The 15,426-nt window shown below is 67.6% G+C and carries 15 protein-coding genes; 10 read left to right on the forward strand and 5 right to left on the reverse strand.

The genetic code is table 11. From position 1 onward, the window contains the following. Positions 1-11 precede the first annotated feature (11 nt). The gene (locus tag ABDB87_RS15855) at positions 12-1,289 is read left to right on the forward strand and encodes a DUF4142 domain-containing protein (RefSeq protein WP_345928826.1); all 1,278 of its coding nucleotides are present in this window, start codon (positions 12-14) and stop codon (positions 1,287-1,289) included. Positions 1,290-1,298: 9 nt separating this feature from the next. Then, positions 1,299-2,387 carry a DNA topoisomerase IB gene (locus ABDB87_RS15860; protein WP_345928828.1) on the forward strand — a complete coding sequence of 363 codons (1,089 nt, stop codon included), beginning with the start codon at positions 1,299-1,301 and terminating at the stop codon, positions 2,385-2,387. A 12-nt stretch (positions 2,388-2,399) separates the two neighbouring features. Here the strand turns inward: ABDB87_RS15860 and ABDB87_RS15865 are convergent, their stop codons facing one another. After that, positions 2,400-3,827, reverse strand: a complete 1,428-nt coding sequence (locus tag ABDB87_RS15865; RefSeq protein WP_345928830.1) for a sigma-54-dependent transcriptional regulator — start codon at positions 3,825-3,827, stop codon at positions 2,400-2,402. Between the two features lie 352 nt (positions 3,828-4,179). Between ABDB87_RS15865 and ABDB87_RS15870 the strand changes: the two genes are divergently transcribed. After that, positions 4,180-4,485, forward strand: coding sequence for a hypothetical protein (locus ABDB87_RS15870; RefSeq protein WP_345928832.1), 306 nt, complete (start codon positions 4,180-4,182; stop codon positions 4,483-4,485). A gap of 94 nt (positions 4,486-4,579) precedes the next feature. After that, positions 4,580-5,104, forward strand: a complete 525-nt coding sequence (locus ABDB87_RS15875) for a DUF421 domain-containing protein (RefSeq protein WP_345928833.1) — start codon at positions 4,580-4,582, stop codon at positions 5,102-5,104. A gap of 92 nt (positions 5,105-5,196) precedes the next feature. On the opposite strand, the gene ABDB87_RS15880 is transcribed toward ABDB87_RS15875, so the two are convergent. From ABDB87_RS15880 to ABDB87_RS15895, 4 genes are read right to left on the reverse strand one after another with little or no spacing between them, the layout of a single operon-like run. After that, positions 5,197-6,150, reverse strand: a complete 954-nt coding sequence (locus ABDB87_RS15880) for a glycosyltransferase (protein WP_345928835.1) — start codon at positions 6,148-6,150, stop codon at positions 5,197-5,199. A 9-nt stretch (positions 6,151-6,159) separates the two neighbouring features. Continuing rightward, a complete protein-coding gene (locus ABDB87_RS15885) occupies positions 6,160-7,185 on the reverse strand; it encodes a glycosyltransferase family 2 protein (protein WP_345928838.1) in 1,026 nt (341 codons plus the stop codon). After that, on the reverse strand, positions 7,176-7,904 hold the full coding sequence (locus ABDB87_RS15890) for an SDR family oxidoreductase (RefSeq protein WP_345928839.1): 729 nt from the start codon (positions 7,902-7,904) through the stop codon (positions 7,176-7,178). The genes ABDB87_RS15885 and ABDB87_RS15890 overlap by 10 nt, the downstream gene beginning before the upstream one ends. Beyond that, positions 7,901-9,163 (reverse strand): glycosyltransferase, encoded by a 1,263-nt coding sequence (locus ABDB87_RS15895; RefSeq protein WP_345928841.1) that lies wholly within the window; start codon positions 9,161-9,163, stop codon positions 7,901-7,903. Before ABDB87_RS15895 ends, ABDB87_RS15890 begins: the two co-directional genes overlap by 4 nt. A gap of 213 nt (positions 9,164-9,376) precedes the next feature. Between ABDB87_RS15895 and ABDB87_RS15900 the strand changes: the two genes are divergently transcribed. The 6 genes from ABDB87_RS15900 to ABDB87_RS15925 all read left to right on the forward strand — a co-directional run bounded on the left by ABDB87_RS15900 (position 9,377) and on the right by ABDB87_RS15925 (position 15,399). Then, positions 9,377-9,820 carry a PRC-barrel domain-containing protein gene (locus ABDB87_RS15900; RefSeq protein WP_345928843.1) on the forward strand — a complete coding sequence of 148 codons (444 nt, stop codon included), beginning with the start codon at positions 9,377-9,379 and terminating at the stop codon, positions 9,818-9,820. Between the two features lie 75 nt (positions 9,821-9,895). Further along, on the forward strand, positions 9,896-10,423 hold the full coding sequence (locus ABDB87_RS15905; RefSeq protein ID WP_345928846.1) for a hypothetical protein: 528 nt from the start codon (positions 9,896-9,898) through the stop codon (positions 10,421-10,423). 242 nt (positions 10,424-10,665) lie between these two features. Beyond that, positions 10,666-11,361 (forward strand): D-glycero-alpha-D-manno-heptose-1,7-bisphosphate 7-phosphatase, encoded by a 696-nt coding sequence (locus tag ABDB87_RS15910; protein WP_345928847.1) that lies wholly within the window; start codon positions 10,666-10,668, stop codon positions 11,359-11,361. Continuing rightward, positions 11,358-12,521, forward strand: a complete 1,164-nt coding sequence (locus ABDB87_RS15915) for a glycosyltransferase family 9 protein (RefSeq protein WP_345928849.1) — start codon at positions 11,358-11,360, stop codon at positions 12,519-12,521. The genes ABDB87_RS15910 and ABDB87_RS15915 overlap by 4 nt, the downstream gene beginning before the upstream one ends. Continuing rightward, entirely contained in the window at positions 12,518-14,308 is a 1,791-nt protein-coding gene (locus tag ABDB87_RS15920) for a carbamoyltransferase family protein (RefSeq protein ID WP_345928852.1), read from the forward strand. Before ABDB87_RS15915 ends, ABDB87_RS15920 begins: the two co-directional genes overlap by 4 nt. Then, positions 14,305-15,399 (forward strand): glycosyltransferase family 9 protein, encoded by a 1,095-nt coding sequence (locus ABDB87_RS15925; RefSeq protein WP_345928854.1) that lies wholly within the window; start codon positions 14,305-14,307, stop codon positions 15,397-15,399. Before ABDB87_RS15920 ends, ABDB87_RS15925 begins: the two co-directional genes overlap by 4 nt. The last annotated feature ends 27 nt before the right edge of the window (positions 15,400-15,426 follow it).

Raw genomic sequence — 15,426 nt, forward strand, 5'->3', positions numbered from 1 at the left:
AGGAGCACACCATGATCAACCGGAAATTCATTGACAGAGCCGCCGGTATCGGCGCCATTCTTGCCATCCTGTTCAGCGTCGGCGGATGCAATCGGCAGGATTCCACCCCGCGTGCCGATACGGCACCGATGCAGCCGACAACTCCGGATGCGGCCCCACCGACCGCCACCACGCCCGCCCCGATGACTCCCGCGCCCATGAGCCCGGCGGGTGAGGCATCCGCACCTGCAAGCATGAACGGCAGTTCCTCCTCCTCGAGCCAGCCCGGCACCGGGCTTCGCAAGGAGCTGATGCCGGACCGATCCCTCGCGCTGGCACGCAGCCTCGATCATTCCAGCGGCATGCTCGTGCGGACTGCGGAAGGTGATCTGCGCAACGGGAGCGCCAGCTCGGGTGGCTCGTGGAGTTCGGACGCAGGCATGTCGTCTTCGGCGCAGACGAAGAGCTCCCGGCGCAGCAGCCGCGGCGCGACGTCGAGCCGCGCATCCAGCGGGCCGGCACGGCGTGATGGCGGGCAGTCGTCCAGCCCGATGGGTCGCGGCAGCGGCAGCTCCGCAGGCAGCAGTGCGCCGTCTCCCGACAGCGGTGGCAGCGGCACCGGGACGGGAACCGGAACCGGTACGGGCTCTGGCGCGGGTACGGGCTCCGGCTCCGGCACGCAGGGCGGCGCGGGCAACTCGCGCATGAAGGCGCATGGGCGGGACCTGCTCTGGGGCGGGCTGATCCGCGTGGCAGACAGCGCAGCGTCGTCGACAGGATCCGCGAACGCCTCGAAGGGCACGAAACTCGGCAACTCTGACCGGAACTTTGTCGAGAAGGCCGCCGGTGCCGGCCTGTATGAGGTGGAGGCAGCGCGCATTGCCGTTGAACGCGCCTCGGCGCCGGGCGTGAAGAGCTTTGCCCAGATGCTGGTGGTGCAGCACACTGCGGCCAACGATGAGCTGAAGCAGCTGGTGTCGATGCGCAGCAATGTGGAACTGCCCACCAAGCTGCCGGCGACCAAGCGCATGGCACTCGAAAGCCTGCAGCGCAAGAGTGGCAAGGACTTCGATCGCGAATTCATCGAGCAGGTCGGCATCGAGGATCATGAAGATGACATCAAGCTCTTCGAGAAAGCCAGTCGCGACGCGGAAGATTCCGAGGTGCGTGCCTGGGCCGCGAGGAAGCTGCCGGTGCTGCGCCAGCATCTGGCTGCTGCGCGACGGCTGCCCGGTGAGGGCGGCAAAAGCGCCACCGGTGCCGATGCCGGAACGCCCAGCCGTGCGGGCGCCCAGCCGCCTTCGGACTGAGGCGCACACTTGAAAGCCCGCACACCGGCCCGGGCGGGGCGCAGCGCTTTCCGGGCCGGTGCAGCGCATGAGGAGGAAGTCGAGCTTCGCCATGTGACGGACGAGCTGCCCGGCATCCGGCGCGAGCGGCGCGGCAAGGGCTTCAGCTATCGCTTGCCGGACGGCCAGCTGCTGCGCGACCGCGAAGCCCTGGCGCGCATCCGCCGGCTCGCCATTCCGCCGGCCTATGTCGAGGTGTGGATCTGCCCCTGGCCGGACGGCCATCTTCAGGCCACCGGGCGGGACGCTCGCGGGCGCAAGCAGTATCGCTATCACGCGCAATGGAGCGCGCGGCGCTCGGCGGACAAGTTCGACCGGCTGCTGGCTTTCGGCGAGGCGCTGCCGCACATCCGTCAGCGGGTCACGCGGGACCTTGGCGGCGGGCCGGATGCGCCGCTGACCCGGCAGCGGATCCTCGCGACACTGGTACGCCTGCTCGACAGCACCTTCATGCGCATCGGCAATGTGGCTTATGCGCGTGAGAACCAGTCCTACGGCCTGAGCACGCTGCGCAACGAGCATGCGCAGATCCGCACCGACGAGATCCGCCTGCGCTTTCGCGGCAAGCATGGCGTGCGGCACGAGGTCAGCCTGCACGACCGCCGGGTGGCAGCGGTCATCCGGCGCTGCAAGCAATTGCCGGGGCAGGCACTGTTCCAGTACGAGGAAGCGGGCACGGTCCATTCCATCGGCTCGGGGGATGTGAACGACTATCTCGCCGAGGCTGCTGGTGCGCGTTTCACTGCCAAGGATTTCCGCGCCTGGCATGGCACCGTGGAAGCGTTCAGGCTCATCCGCAGCGCCCCGGCCGGGGGGGCGATGCGCGTGCCGGCAGTGGTGCGCGAAGTGGCGCGGCGTCTGGGCAACACCGAGGCGGTCTGTCGCAAGGCCTATATTCACCCGGCGGTACTGGCGCTGGGTGAGCGCATGGCCGATGACGCCGATGCGCTCGAACAGGGGACGGCCGCAGCCGCGATGCCGGCGCCCGACACGCGCCGGCTGACGCGCGACGAGCAGGCTCTGCTGGCCTTCCTGCAGGCGACGCCGGCTCCGGCCTGAAGCGGAGTCCGCCTAGCCTTGCCAGGGCCGTGCGCTCTCGATCTCAAGCCCTTCGGCGGCGTAATCACGCAGGCGGTTGTAGAGCGTCTTCAGGCTCATGCCGAGTGCGGCCGCGGTGCGCTCCTTGTGATTGTCGTAGTAGCGCAGCGTGGCAAAGATCAGCTGGCGCTCGGCCTCGACCATCGAGGTGCCCACCGGAATCGTGATCATGGCCGGTGCCGGCCCGGTTTCAGGTGGCTCGCCGACGAGGCTTGCGCGGCCCGCACCGTTGCGCTCTGCCGAGCCCGATGTCAGTGGCAGGAACTCGGGCCCGATTGTGTCGCCGGGCTCCATCACGAAAGCGCGCTGCACCGCGTTGCGCAGCTCGCGCACATTGCCCGGCCAGCGATGGCTGCGGAGCCGCTCCAGCGCTTCCGGAGAAAAACGTTTGCCTGCGTTCTCCGCCGCGTTGATGCCGGCGAGAAAGTGCTGTGCGAGCAGCGGAACGTCTTCCAGCCGCTCGCGCAGCGAGGGCAGCGCAATCGGGAACACGTTGAGCCGGTAATACAGATCCTCGCGCAGCTTGCCCTGCGCCACGGCCTGCGCCGGCTGCCGGTTGGTGGCGCCGATCAGGCGCACATCGGTGTGATGCAGCTGGCTGGAGCCGACCCGCATGAAGCTGCCGGTCTCGAGCACCCGCAGAAGCTTCACCTGCAGATCGAGTGGCATCTCGGTGACTTCGTCGAGAAACAGCGTGCCGCCCTGCGCGCGCTCGAAGAAGCCCTGATGCTGGCGGTCGGCGCCGGTAAAGCTGCCCTTTTCATGACCGAAGATTTCGCTCTCGATCAGGTGGGGCGAAATGGCGCCGCAGTTGATCCCGAGAAAGGGGCCGTTACGGCGGCGCGAGAGGTCATGCACGCTGCGCGCCACCAGCTCCTTGCCGGTGCCGCTCTCGCCGGTGATCAGCACGGTGACGGCGGTGGCGGCCACCCGCGAAATCTGTCGATAGACCGCCTGCATGACTTCCGAGCGGCCCCACAGATGGCCGAAGTGGCCGGTCTGCTCGAGCTCGCTGGTCATCGTATCCACCTCCGCGCGCAGCGCGGAGGGGCGCGTCACGTTCGACAGGATGGTGTGCAGATGACGCGGATTGATGGGCTTCACCACATAGTCCGCCGCACCCAGGCGAAGGGCCTGGATCGAAGTCTCGAGGCAGGCGTGGCCGGTAATCAGCACTACCTGCGTCTGGGCCAGCAGCTCGCCATCCTCGAAGAGCTCCATGCCGCTGCCGTCGGGCAGCCGGAGGTCGAGCAGGATGATGTCGGGGCGCTGCATGGCGATGCTGCGCCGGGCTTCCCGCAGCGAATGCGCGGTTGCCACGGTGAAGTGCTCGGTGGCGACCAGGGCCGCCATCATTTCGGCGGAGTCCCGGTCGTCGTCCACTATCAGGGCGTGGTTCATTGTCCACACTCTCCTTTCAGTTCCGTGAAGCCGCAGAAGCCGGTGTGCCGTTCCGGTGTCGCGCAATGCCCGCATCCCGCTGCAGGGATTGCAGCAAGCCTTGCAGGGCAGGGCTTCGGGGAGGCGGGACTTGTGGCGGACCAGGCGTGGCGCTCCGGCGCAGGGCGTCGAGTTGGGGAAAACTACTGTAACGGATCGGGCAGTGCGAGGCATCGTCACCTGACCGATTGCCCGGTTTCCCCCACGCCGACCGGCAGGTTTGCGGGCCGCATGCGGGCAGCGGGTACGCGGTTTGCCGAAAGCCGGTGCAGGGCGGCCGGGAGGCGGTCGCCCCCTTACCCGGGAGCACACCATGGCAAGCGAAGATCAAGGCACGATGAAATCCTCCTCCGGCATGACCGGAACCTCTCATGAAGCGGTGGATCGGGCCGCGGCCGGCGCGCATCAGCTCGTCGACAAGGTCGCACCGGCCGTCGACAAGGTGCAGAGCACGCTCAGCGGCGCCAGCGAAGCGGTCAGCTCCGGCATGGCCGGTTTCGAAGACGCGCGCCAGCGCTGGATGGAGAGCTGCCGGACCTGCGTGACCCAGCATCCGCTCACCTCGATCGCGCTGGCAGCGGCGCTGGGCTATGTCCTGAGCTGCCTGAGGCGGCGCTGAGGTCTCCGGCCATGAGGGGCAATGGCCACTCGGGCCGCAGGCCGGATGCAGACCGGCGTCGGGTCGCCCCGGCGCCTTGCATGGAGGGCAGGGAATGAGCGGGCTCGATCTTGCGGAGCTCTTCGCCTTCAGCCTGCATCCGGCCGAAATCGTCCTCCGCGGCAGTGCGGTGTACTGGTTCATCTTTGCGCTCTTCCGTTTCATCCTGCGACGTGATACCGGCTCCATCGCGATTGCCGATGTGCTGCTGCTGGTGATGATTGCCGATGCGGCGCAGAACGCCATGGCGGGTGAATACCGCTCGATCAGCGATGGCTTCCTGCTGGTGGCCACGCTGGCGGCATGGAATTACCTGTGCGACTGGGCGGCCTATCAGTCGCCCTGGCTCGAACGCCTGCTGCAGCCCAGACCCTTGCTGCTGGTGCGTGACGGCGTGCCATTGCGGGCCAACATGCGGCGCGAGCTGCTCACGCTCGAAGAGCTGGAGTCGAAGATGCGCGAGAAAGGCGTGCGGCATCTGAGCGAGGTCTCGCGTGCCTATCTGGAGAGCAACGGCGAAATCAGCCTGCTGCTGAAAAAGGACGCCCAAGGTGCGGCGGGCGGGGAGCAGGGCGGCTAGCCTGCGCGCAGGGGCGTAGCGGCCCCGCACCTGCGCGCCGGCCGCGCTGCTTTCCGGCCTGCCCGCTAGCGGGAGGAATGCCCCTGGCATCCTCAGCGCGTGACCCGGTCGAAGGTTTCCAGCCAGTCGGCCACGAAACGGCGGATCGAAAAGCGTTCGTTCGCGAGCTTGCGGGCCGCAGCCCCTTGCCGTGCGGCTTCTGCCGGATCACTCACCAGATGGGCGATGGCTTCGATCAGCTGCTTCGGATCGGTGGCGAGATAGCCGTGGGTGCCGTTGCGGATCACGGTCGAGAGCTCGGTGCTCGCCAGCCCCACCACCGGCAGCCCCACCATCATCGCCTCGATGGCCGAGAGGCCCAGACTGGTCCAGCGCGCAGGATGGAAATACACCCGGTAGCGCGCCATGAAGGCCGGCAGCGCGAGATTGTCGATCTCGCCCAGGCCGCCCGAAGCAATCGAATCCATGCCGACCAGATCGACCGGCACTTCGCGGCGCACGGTGTCCAGCACATCCGCACCCAGGCGGCGACCTCGCCGCGCGAGCTCGTTGACCACCGCGATCGCGGCCGCGCGCTCGCCGGTCCAGCGGGCTTCGCCGAGCAGCTTCACGCCATGTTCGATCACCTGCACCGGTGTGCGGCCGTTGTCCCACATCAGCGCGTTGAAGTGCGTCACATGCACCAGCAGCATGCCGGGGTCATCCACCGGATGTGGCGTGTTGGTCGGATGCAGCTGAGGCGGGTCATGCTCCAGATAGATGCGTGGCAGCTGGCGCTGCGCCTCGGTCAGCAGCACTTGCTGATCTTCCTGATAGGCACGCCGAGACTGGAACAGGATGCAATCGAACTGGCATTTCGAGAGTTCGCTGGCGGGGACTTCCTGCATGTTGTCGCCCCAGGGGAGCGAACCGCCGAGACCACCATAGCCGCTGCCATGGCGATCGCTGACCGGCACGATGAAGGTGTGAGGTACCTGGCTGAGGTAGTACAGATAGTTGCCGTGTACATGCCAGGTGAGTATTCGGAGCCGGCGCGGGCTGACCATGCGGTGTCCTCAGGCGAAGGGCACGCGGTAGCGCCAGGCACCTGCCAGGCGCCAGAACACGGCCACGAAGGGAATGATCAGCGAGCTCGCCACGATGTCGCTCACATTGAGCCAGTGGTGCGAGACGCCCCGCAGGCGGCGCACCGCCAGCCGTGCGCTGAGGGCAAGCCAGACCAGCGCGCCGGCCACACACAGGCCCGGCGTATCGGTGAGCAGGCCGGCCAGCAGCATCAGGCCGGCAAGTACCACGAGGTAGTAGTGCAGAGGCGGCCCGGCCGAGATCTTCTGGCGATAGAGCCGGGGATGCTTCTTGTAGAGCAGCGCATCGAAAATCAGGTTGCGGTGCTGGCGGATCGAGTTGCCGGGTGGCGCATCGCGGACCGGATGCACGACGACAGCGGCGGGTGCAGGCAGCACGCGGATGCCCGCGTCCAGCAACGTGAAGTAGAGGTCCGAATCTTCGCGCCAGGGCCGCTTGAAGCGCTCATCGAAGCCGCCCACCCGACGCATGACATCCCGGCGCACGAAGCAGTTGGCGGTGATGAACTCGGCGTCGTGCAGGCCGCCGGTATTGCGCTCCGCATCGGTGGGGTGCTCGGGCATCGGCACCACGACGCGCCCCCACACCGCCCCGGTGCCCGGTGTCAGGGCGCGCAGGCCTTCGGCAAGCCAGTGCGGGTCGGGAAGGGTGTCGTCATCGGTGAAGGCAATGATGGCGCCGTGCGCGGCACGCCAGCCGGCGTTGCGCGCGGCGGCGGGGCCACACGCGCCGGCGGGCGGATGAATGCAGCGCAGCCGGACCGACATCAACGGCAGCGTGTAGCCGCGCACCACATCCTTGCAGGCCGGCGTGCGGGCGTCATCGACCACCACGATTTCCAGCTCGCCATGGATGCCCTCCTGTGCCAGCAACGCATGGATGCAGCGCTCCAGCAGATCGGGTCGCCGACAGGTCGGAATGACGACCGACAGCTGCGGCAGGAAGGGAAGCTGCGTCGCCATCAGCGCTTCGTGGGCAGGGGAGCTCAGGGCCATGAGGTCTCCCTCATCGGCAGGATGGAGATTTCCGGCACCACGCTGTCCCGCGGCAGCGTCAGCACCTTGACGATCATGTCCGCGACATTTTCAGGCGGCTGCAGCAGGGCCGGATCGATGTCCGGAAAACGGTCTAGCAGGAAAGGCGTGCGCATGCCGCCCGCCACCACCGCGGTGACGCGGATGCCATGGGGGCGCAACTCCGAATGCAGCGCGTGCGAGAAGCCGAGCAGCGCCCACTTGCTGGCGTGATACACGCTGGCATTGGGCCAGGCACGCTTGGCGGCCGTGGAGGTGATGTTGATGATGTCGCCGCTGCCGCGCTGCTTCATTGCATCGACCACATATTTGGTCAGCAGGAAGGGACCGCGCAGATTGGTGGCCATGACTTCATCCCACTGCTCGATGGTCAGCTCGTCGATCGGCAGCGTGTAGTCGATCGCGGCACTGTTGACGAGGATGTCCAGGTCGCCGAAGCGTTCATGGATGGCCTGGCTGGTCCGCTCGATCTGGAGCGGGTCGCGGATGTCGAGCACATGGTGCATGGCGTCGAAGCCCTGGGCGCGCAATTCCTCGCAAGCCTGCTCGGCCAGACCGGCGCGAATGTCTGCCAGTGCTACCCGTGCGCCGGCCCGGCAGAGCGATTCGCACAGGGCGCGGCCGAGTCCGCGGGCGGCTCCGGTGACCAGGACCCGCTTGCCTTCAAGTGTCTCGTTCATACGCTGGCTGCCTTCATTCGGGCCGCATCAAGGGTGTCTGCAGCGGGTGAGGCGCACACCGCGCCATAGACGGGAATCAGGGCTTCGGCCACCTTCTTCCAGGTGAAGAGCCGGCGCACGCGTTGCAGGCCGGCGTGACCGAAGGCCTGTGCGCGGACCGGGTCCGCATGCAGACGGGCCAGCCGGTCGGCCAGCGCAATTGGATCGCGGGGTGGCACGAGATAGCCGGTGACGTTATTCACCACCGTATGGGTAATGCCGCCCACCGCAGCGCCGATCACCGGCCGTGCGCAAGCCATGGCCTCCAGCGGCGTGATGCCGAAGGGCTCATACCAGGGCGTGGTGACGAATACATTCGCCGCGCAGTAGTAGTCGCGCAGATCGGCGCGCGCGCGCCGGCCGGTGAAAATCACCCGGTCAGCCACCGAGGCCGAGGCGGCAATTGCACCGAGGCGCGCGATCTCCGGCGTCCGTACCGGGTCGGGCAGGGCGGATTCGCCGCCGACGACCAGCAGCGTGGCGTCGATGCCGAGCTGATGGCGCAGGTGCGAGAGCGCGAGGATCACATTGTCGATGCCTTTTCTCGGCACCAGCCGGCCCAGCTGAAGAATGACAAAGGCATCCTCAGGCAGCCCCAGCCGGTCCCGCGAAAGTCCGTCACCGAAACCCAGCTCGGCGATGTTCACGCCGCAGGGCACCACGTCGATACGGGCCGGGTCGGCCGCATAGTGCGTGATGAGGTCCTGCCGGTCCTGCGGGCACTCGGCAATGATGCGATCGGCCTGGCGGACGAGCTGCTGCTCGATGTCCAGACGCGCTTCCGGAAACGCATCGGCCTTGCCCTGGTGGGCGCGGCGCACCTTGCCCAGGGCGTGGAAGGTAATCACGAAGGGCAGGCCGAGCTCGTCGCGCAGGCGCAGCGCGGCCAGGCCCGACATGAAGAAGTTCGCATGAACCACGTCATAGGGCTCGGCCTGTGCGCGGCACCAGCCCAGCACCTCCTCACTGAATTCCGTCATCCAGGGCAGCAGCGCTTCCTTGGGGATGGCCTGCTCGGGGCCACCGCGCACATGGATCACCCGCAGGTTGCGGGCGCATTGCACCACGCGGGGCAGATCCGGGCTGTCGCGCCGGGTGAATACATCAACGCTGTGGCCGCAGCGGGCAAGCTCGCGAGCCAGGTAGGCCACGTAGACGTTCTGCCCGCCGCTGTCGACGCCACCCTGGGTTGCAAGGGGCGAAGCGTGTTCACTGATCATTGCGATTTTCATGGGCGTGAGAGGGAGTGGTGGATGTCGCGAGCAGCAGGGCAAGCGCTGTGCCCGCGGCTGCGGCGGCACCGGGAGCCAGCGGCCGAGAGGCTGCCCGCCGGGACCGGGCACGCGGCTTGCCGCCTCCTCGCAGCCCGGGCCTTCGCGCGGGCGGGCCGGGTTCATCCGCGCCCGGATTCTCTTCAACCCTGGAGACGTGCCATGCAGACAGATTCCACCCAGAAGCCTTTCCTCACTTCCGGCGAGACCCGCATCGTCGGCTCGGAGCGCGATGGCTCCGGCCCCGGTCCCGACGTCATGGCGGCCGATACGCTGGAAGGCAACGATGTGCTCAACATGCAGAGCGAGAAGCTCGGTGACATCAAGGACATCATGATCGACGTTGCCAGCGGCCGCGTGGCCTATGCCGTACTGGCTGCCGGTGGCTTCCTCGGCATCGGCGAGCGTCTGTTCGCGATTCCCTGGTCCGCCCTCACGCTCGACGCTGACCGCAAGTGCTTCCTGCTGGACATCGATGCCGAGCGCCTGCGCAACGCGCCGGGTTTCGACAAGGACCACTGGCCCGCCATGGCAGACAGCACCTGGGCCAGCGAAGTGCATACCTATTACGGGCAGCGCAACTACTGGCAGGGCATGGATTTCTGAGCAACCTCCGCCAGGCTTGATCCGCGCGGCGAGGCCAGGTCTCGCCGCGCCTCCAACTGCTTGCAGGAGGAAGCAATGAAAACACCGGACCTTCACGCACTTCATTCCCTTGAGCGCACGACCCGCAGCTGCCACTACTTCACCTGCGAGGTCGCTCAGCTGGCCGTCGGACTGACCGAGCCGATGATCGAGCAGGCGCTGAATGACCGGGGCGTTGTGGGCAGCGGATTCCTCTATCTGGTTGTCATGGATCCTGCTAAGCATGCCCATGACTTCCGTTTCGAGGATGCCGTGCTCTACGAGCGGAGCTTTGGTGACCGCACGAAATGGGACGCCGACTACGCCGCGTTTGCGCGGGCCAAGGCACGCCTGAGCTGGTGCACCGGGCGCGATGGCCATGTCGTGCAGTGCCTCATGCCCCATCTGCTCAACGAGGGCGACACGCTGCTCAGCGGCGGCATTTGCCTCGATGGCATCGTGGTGGCCGCGAGCGGGGCTTTTCCGCTGTATGACGAGGTCTTCGCGACCACGGTTGCGCTGTGGATCCGGGCGATCGTGCGCAAGTGGCGCGAGGAGGAACCCCCGGCCCGGGTGAGTCTGTGAGCGATGCAGTACGACGCGCGGTCTTCGACGCTTCACGCGTGAAGGAGGCGTGTCGGCGCGCGTCACGGTGCGGCGGGCATGCGGCTTGCCGGACAGTGCGCATTCCGGTTTCCGGCTCTCGCCTCTCTGGCAGCAAGGATCATGATGAAACGCTCCTCCTTGAGCACCGACCGCTTTGCTCCCTGCGCAAGGCGAACTCCCGTCATGCCGCATCCGGCCGCCTTGTTCGGGCGGAACGCCGCGTGAGGTGTGGCGCAGCACACCATGTGGTCGCCAGCATGCGGGCGGTGCCCGATCTGCCGCCCGGGGAGGGGCCTGCCAGGCTTTCAGGCAGCGCGCGTCCGGCCGTGTTCCTCGACAAGGACGGCACCTTGATCGAAGACGTGCCGCATAACGTCGATCCGGCACAACTGCGCTTTACCAAGGGCGCGGTGCCGGCCTTGCGTCTCCTGGGTCAGGCGGGTTTTCCGCTGGTCATCGTGACCAACCAGCCGGGCGTTTCAATGGGGCTCTTCACCCGCCACCAGCTCAAGCTGCTGGAGCAGGCGCTGAGGGCACGCGTGCGTCAGGAAGCAGGTGTTGAGCTCGCCGGGATGTACGTGTGTCCGCATGCGCCAGCGCCACCTGGCGGACTCTCCTGCCTGTGCAGAAAGCCCGCGCCCGGGCTGCTGCGCCAGGCCGCAGTCGCCGGGCATTACGACCTCGCGCGCAGCTGGATGGTGGGTGACATTCTCGACGACATCGAGGCAGGGGCTCGCGCCGGTTGCCGCACCATCCTGCTCGACCGCGGCAGCGAAACGATCTGGCGCATGACCCCCCTGCGCAAGCCCGATTACCGCTGCAGCGATCTGCTGCAGGCCGCCCGCATCATTCTCGGCGTGCGGGGGGAAGATACCCGGCTCCGACCGCCTGGTGCCTCCGGGAATCTGCGCGAATGAGCCGGGCCATCGAGTCCGCGGCGGAAATGCCGAAGGCATGGCGTGCCGCGCGGCGCATTCTGGCGGTGCGGCTGGACAACCTGGGCGACGTGCTGATGACGACCCCCGCGCTGGCCGCGATCCGTCATGCGCTGCCCGGATCGCACATCAGCCTGTTGAGTTCGCCGGGCAGCGCGATGCTGAGCGGGCATCTGCCGGACGTCGACGCCTTCATTCCCTTCGAGGCCCCCTGGATGAAGGCCGGCGCGGGCTGCCCGCCCGGGCCCGGCTGGCTGGAGTCGATGGCGACGCAGCTGCGTGCCATGGCCTTCGATGCCGCCATCATCTTTACGGTGTGCACCCAGAGCCCGCTGCCGGCCGCGATGCTGTGCATGATGGCCGGCATCCCCTTGCGCCTGGCGCATTGCCGCGAGAATCCCTATGCACTGCTGAGTGACTGGGTGCCCGACCATGAGGTGGTCGAGCATGGCATGCGCCATGAGGTGGCGCGTCAGCTTGCACTGGTCGCCCGGGTCGGCATGCAGACGCCCTCGAACCGCTTGCGCTTTGCCTTCGCAGCGGACGATGAGGCGAGTCTGAAGCAGCTGATGGCGGCCGAAGGCCTCGGGCCCGCGGCGGACTATTTCGTGGTGCACGTGGGCGCCAGCGCGGCCTCGCGCCGCTATCCGGCCGCGCTCTTCGGTGCGGCGGCGAACCTGATTGCGGCGCGGAGCGGGGCGCTGGCGGTGTTTACCGGCAGCAGCGCGGAAGCGCCCCTGATCGAAACGGCCCGCTGCGCCATGGGCACGCCTGCCCATTCTCTGGCCGGCCGCTTGCGCCTGGGCGAACTCGGTGCGCTGCTTGCCGGCGCCCGCGTACTGGTGAGCAACAACTCGGGGCCGGTGCACATGGCCGCCGCACTGGGTACGCCGGTGGTGGATCTCTATGCGCTGACCAATCCCCAGCACACGCCCTGGGAAGTACCCGCCGTGGTGCTGAACGAGGACGTGCCTTGCCGCAACTGCCTCCGCAGCGAGTGTCCCGAAGGCCACCATCGCTGTCTCAGCGAAGTGCGGCCACGCCGGGTGGCCGACGCCGCGCTGGCGCTCATGCAGGCATTCCCCGACCGCCTGCAGCGGCCGGCGCATCAAGCATTCAGTCAATCTGTGGAGGCAGGATGATCACTCTTGGAATCAACGCCGCCTTTCACGACAGCGCCGCAGCGCTGGTCGTGGACGGCATCCCGCGTGCAGCCGCCGAAGAAGAGCGCTTCACACGGATCAAGCATGCGAAGCGCCCGGTGCCTTTCTCGGCCTGGGAGCTGCCTTTCCATGCGATCGACTACTGTCTCGCCGAAGCGGGCATCACGATGGCGGAGGTCGATCATGTCGCCTATAGCTTTGACCCGGAATACTTCCCGGGCTGCTTCAGCGCCGACACCGACAGCATCACCTTGCCGCTCAAGCCGGCGGCCGGCCGGCGGGAAGACTGGTCCAGCCCGTGGGACGGTCTCTTTCTCGCCTACATGCGCAACGCTCCGCTCCAGCTTGCCGACGGCGTACCGCATCATCTGCGCAAGCGCCTGGCCTGTCGCGGGCTTACGCATTTCCGCTGGCATGACGTGAATCACCACCTCTGTCACCAGGCCAGCGCCTTTCTCGCCGCGCCTTTCGAGGCGTGTGCGGTGATGACCCTGGACGGCCGTGGCGAGCGCGCCAGCACCACCTATGGCCTCTGGCGCGATCAGCGCTATGTCGCGCTCGGGGAAGTGCGCGTGCCGCATTCGCTTGGCATTCTCTACGAGGACGTCACCAGTCATCTCGGCTTTCTGAATTCGAGCGACGAGTACAAGGTGATGGCGCTGGCCGCGCTGGGCGAGCCGCGTCATCTCGAGGCCCTCCGCGAGATCGTGCAATTGGGTGAGGACGGTCAGTTCGTGATCAGGCCCTTCGATCCGGCTGCGGTTTTCGGACCTGCGCGAACGCCAAAGAGCGCGCTCGGACAGGTCCACTTCGATATCGCCGCGTCGCTGCAGGCCGTCCTCGAGGAGACGGTGCTCGGGCTGGCCCGGTGGCTGCGCGAGCGCAGCGGAGCACGACATCTCGCGATGGCGGGCGGCGTCGCCCTCAACTGCGTGATGAACGCCCGCCTGCGGGACGCCGGTATCTTCGACTCCGTCTGGGTGCAGCCGGCGGCAGGGGACGCCGGCACGGCGCTGGGCGCCGCGTTGTGGGTCGATGCGCGGGAGCGACTGACGGACCCTGCCGCGCCCGCCGCAAAGCCCGCCGCAGAGGAGGACGGCATCCTGCTGGCGCCGCGCCGCTGGCAGATGGAAGACGCCTATCTCGGCCCTGGCTACGACGAAGCGGAGATCGAAGCGCTGCTGCGCTCGGCGAAGCTCACTTACCGCCGTCTCGATGATGTGCCCGGCGAAACGGCCCGCCTGCTGGCCGATGACCGCATCATCGGCTGGTTCCAGGGCCGCATGGAGTTCGGGCCGCGCGCGCTGGGCGCCCGCTCCATCCTCGCCTCGCCGATCAGCGCCGGGATGCAGGCGCGCATGAACGAGCTCAAGGATCGCGAAGACTTCCGGCCGGTTGCCCCCGCCATTCCGCAGGACGAGCTGCCGGCGTGGTTCTCGCCGGCCGAGGCCAATGGCGGTCGCGCGCCCTTCATGCTGTTCATCTACGATGTGCTGCCGGCACAGGCCGACCGTATTCCAGCGGCATGTCATGCGGATCGCACCGCACGCGTGCAGACGGTGGATGCCCGGAGCAATCCGGTCTATCACGATCTGCTCAAGGCCTTTGGCCGGCTTACCGGCGTGCCGGTGCTGATCAACACCTCCTTCAACGTGCGCGGCGAGCCGGTGGTGTGCACGCCCAAGGATGCGCTCGATGCTTTCTTCACCACGCCGCTCGACGCCCTGGTGATCGGTCCCTTCCTGCTGGAGAAAACGCCTCGATGAGCGCGGCGGCCTTGCCGGCGCCGATCGCACGCATCGCGGTCTTCCGTGCGCTGATGCTGGGTGACCTGCTGTGTGCCGTGCCCGCGCTGCGGGCCATCCGCGCGGCCCACCCGGCGGCGCAGATCTGGTTGATCGGTTTGCCCTGGGCACACACTTTCGTTGAGCGCTGCCCCTGGCTCGACGGCATGATTGCTTTCCCCGGCTATCCCGGCTTGCCCGAGACCCCATTCGAGGCGGAGGCCTTCGCCCGTTTTCTCGATGATGTGCGCGCGCATCGTTTCGACCTGGCGATCCAGTTGCATGGCAGTGGTCGCATCACCAATCCCTTGCTGAGTCGTTTCGGCGCGCGCCACACCGCAGGCTTCTTCGATGACGAAGCCTGGGTGCCGCCGCAGGATGCGCAGCGCTTCGTGCGCTGGCCCGAAGCCGGCCACGAGGTCGAGCGCCTGCTGAGTCTGACCGATGCGCTGGGCATGCCACGACAGGGGCGGGCGCTCGAGTTTCCGGTGAAGGAAGAAGATCGCGCGGCGCTGCGTGCGCTGTGCCCGACGCTGAGCGCACAGCCCTATGTCTGCATTCACGCCGGCTCGCAACTGCCTTCCCGCCGCTGGCTGCCCGAGCGCTTCGCCGAGGTGGCGGATGCACTGGCCGCGCAAGGCTATGCGGTGGTGCTGAGCGGATCGGCGAGCGAAGCGCCGATCGCGGCGGCGGTGCGGGCACACATGTGGCATCCGGCCATCAGCCTGATCGGGCTGACCAGCCTGTGGACGCTGGGCGCGCTGATCGAAGGTGCCCAGTCGCTGATCTGCAATGACACCGGCGTATCGCATATCGCGGCGGCGCTGGGCACGCCCAGTGTGGTCATCAGCTGCGGTGCCGAGGTGGCGCGCTGGGCACCGCCGGACCCGGTGCTGCACACCGTGCTCTGGGCCGACCGGCCATGCCGGCCCTGCGCCGTGCGGATATGCCCGGAGGCCGATGGCTGTGCCCAGGCGATTACGGCGCCCGAGGTGCTGCGCGCCAGCGCGAACCGCTTCCGCCTGGTGCCGGTGGCGCCACCGGAGAAGGCACACGATTTGCCCTGCGCATGAGCCGGCATCCTCGCCGGGAATCCGGGA

It is taken from the genome of Uliginosibacterium paludis (assembly GCF_039631355.1).
In the GTDB taxonomy this organism is placed as follows: Bacteria; Pseudomonadota; Gammaproteobacteria; order Burkholderiales; family Rhodocyclaceae; genus Uliginosibacterium; species Uliginosibacterium paludis.

Bases quoted from the DNA above. Each gene is read 5' to 3' on its own strand.
- ABDB87_RS15855 (WP_345928826.1), top strand. From the start codon at position 12: ATGATCAACCGGAAATTCATTGACAGAGCCGCCGGTATCGGCGCCATT.
- ABDB87_RS15865 (WP_345928830.1), bottom strand. From the start codon at position 3,827: ATGAACCACGCCCTGATAGTGGACGACGACCGGGACTCCGCCGAAATG.
- ABDB87_RS15870 (WP_345928832.1), top strand. From the start codon at position 4,180: ATGGCAAGCGAAGATCAAGGCACGATGAAATCCTCCTCCGGCATGACC.
- ABDB87_RS15875 (WP_345928833.1), top strand. From the start codon at position 4,580: ATGAGCGGGCTCGATCTTGCGGAGCTCTTCGCCTTCAGCCTGCATCCG.
- ABDB87_RS15880 (WP_345928835.1), bottom strand. From the start codon at position 6,150: ATGGTCAGCCCGCGCCGGCTCCGAATACTCACCTGGCATGTACACGGC.
- ABDB87_RS15885 (WP_345928838.1), bottom strand. From the start codon at position 7,185: ATGGCCCTGAGCTCCCCTGCCCACGAAGCGCTGATGGCGACGCAGCTT.
- ABDB87_RS15890 (WP_345928839.1), bottom strand. From the start codon at position 7,904: ATGAACGAGACACTTGAAGGCAAGCGGGTCCTGGTCACCGGAGCCGCC.
- ABDB87_RS15895 (WP_345928841.1), bottom strand. From the start codon at position 9,163: ATGATCAGTGAACACGCTTCGCCCCTTGCAACCCAGGGTGGCGTCGAC.
- ABDB87_RS15900 (WP_345928843.1), top strand. From the start codon at position 9,377: ATGCAGACAGATTCCACCCAGAAGCCTTTCCTCACTTCCGGCGAGACC.
- ABDB87_RS15905 (WP_345928846.1), top strand. From the start codon at position 9,896: ATGAAAACACCGGACCTTCACGCACTTCATTCCCTTGAGCGCACGACC.
- ABDB87_RS15915 (WP_345928849.1), top strand. From the start codon at position 11,358: ATGAGCCGGGCCATCGAGTCCGCGGCGGAAATGCCGAAGGCATGGCGT.
- ABDB87_RS15920 (WP_345928852.1), top strand. From the start codon at position 12,518: ATGATCACTCTTGGAATCAACGCCGCCTTTCACGACAGCGCCGCAGCG.
- ABDB87_RS15925 (WP_345928854.1), top strand. From the start codon at position 14,305: ATGAGCGCGGCGGCCTTGCCGGCGCCGATCGCACGCATCGCGGTCTTC.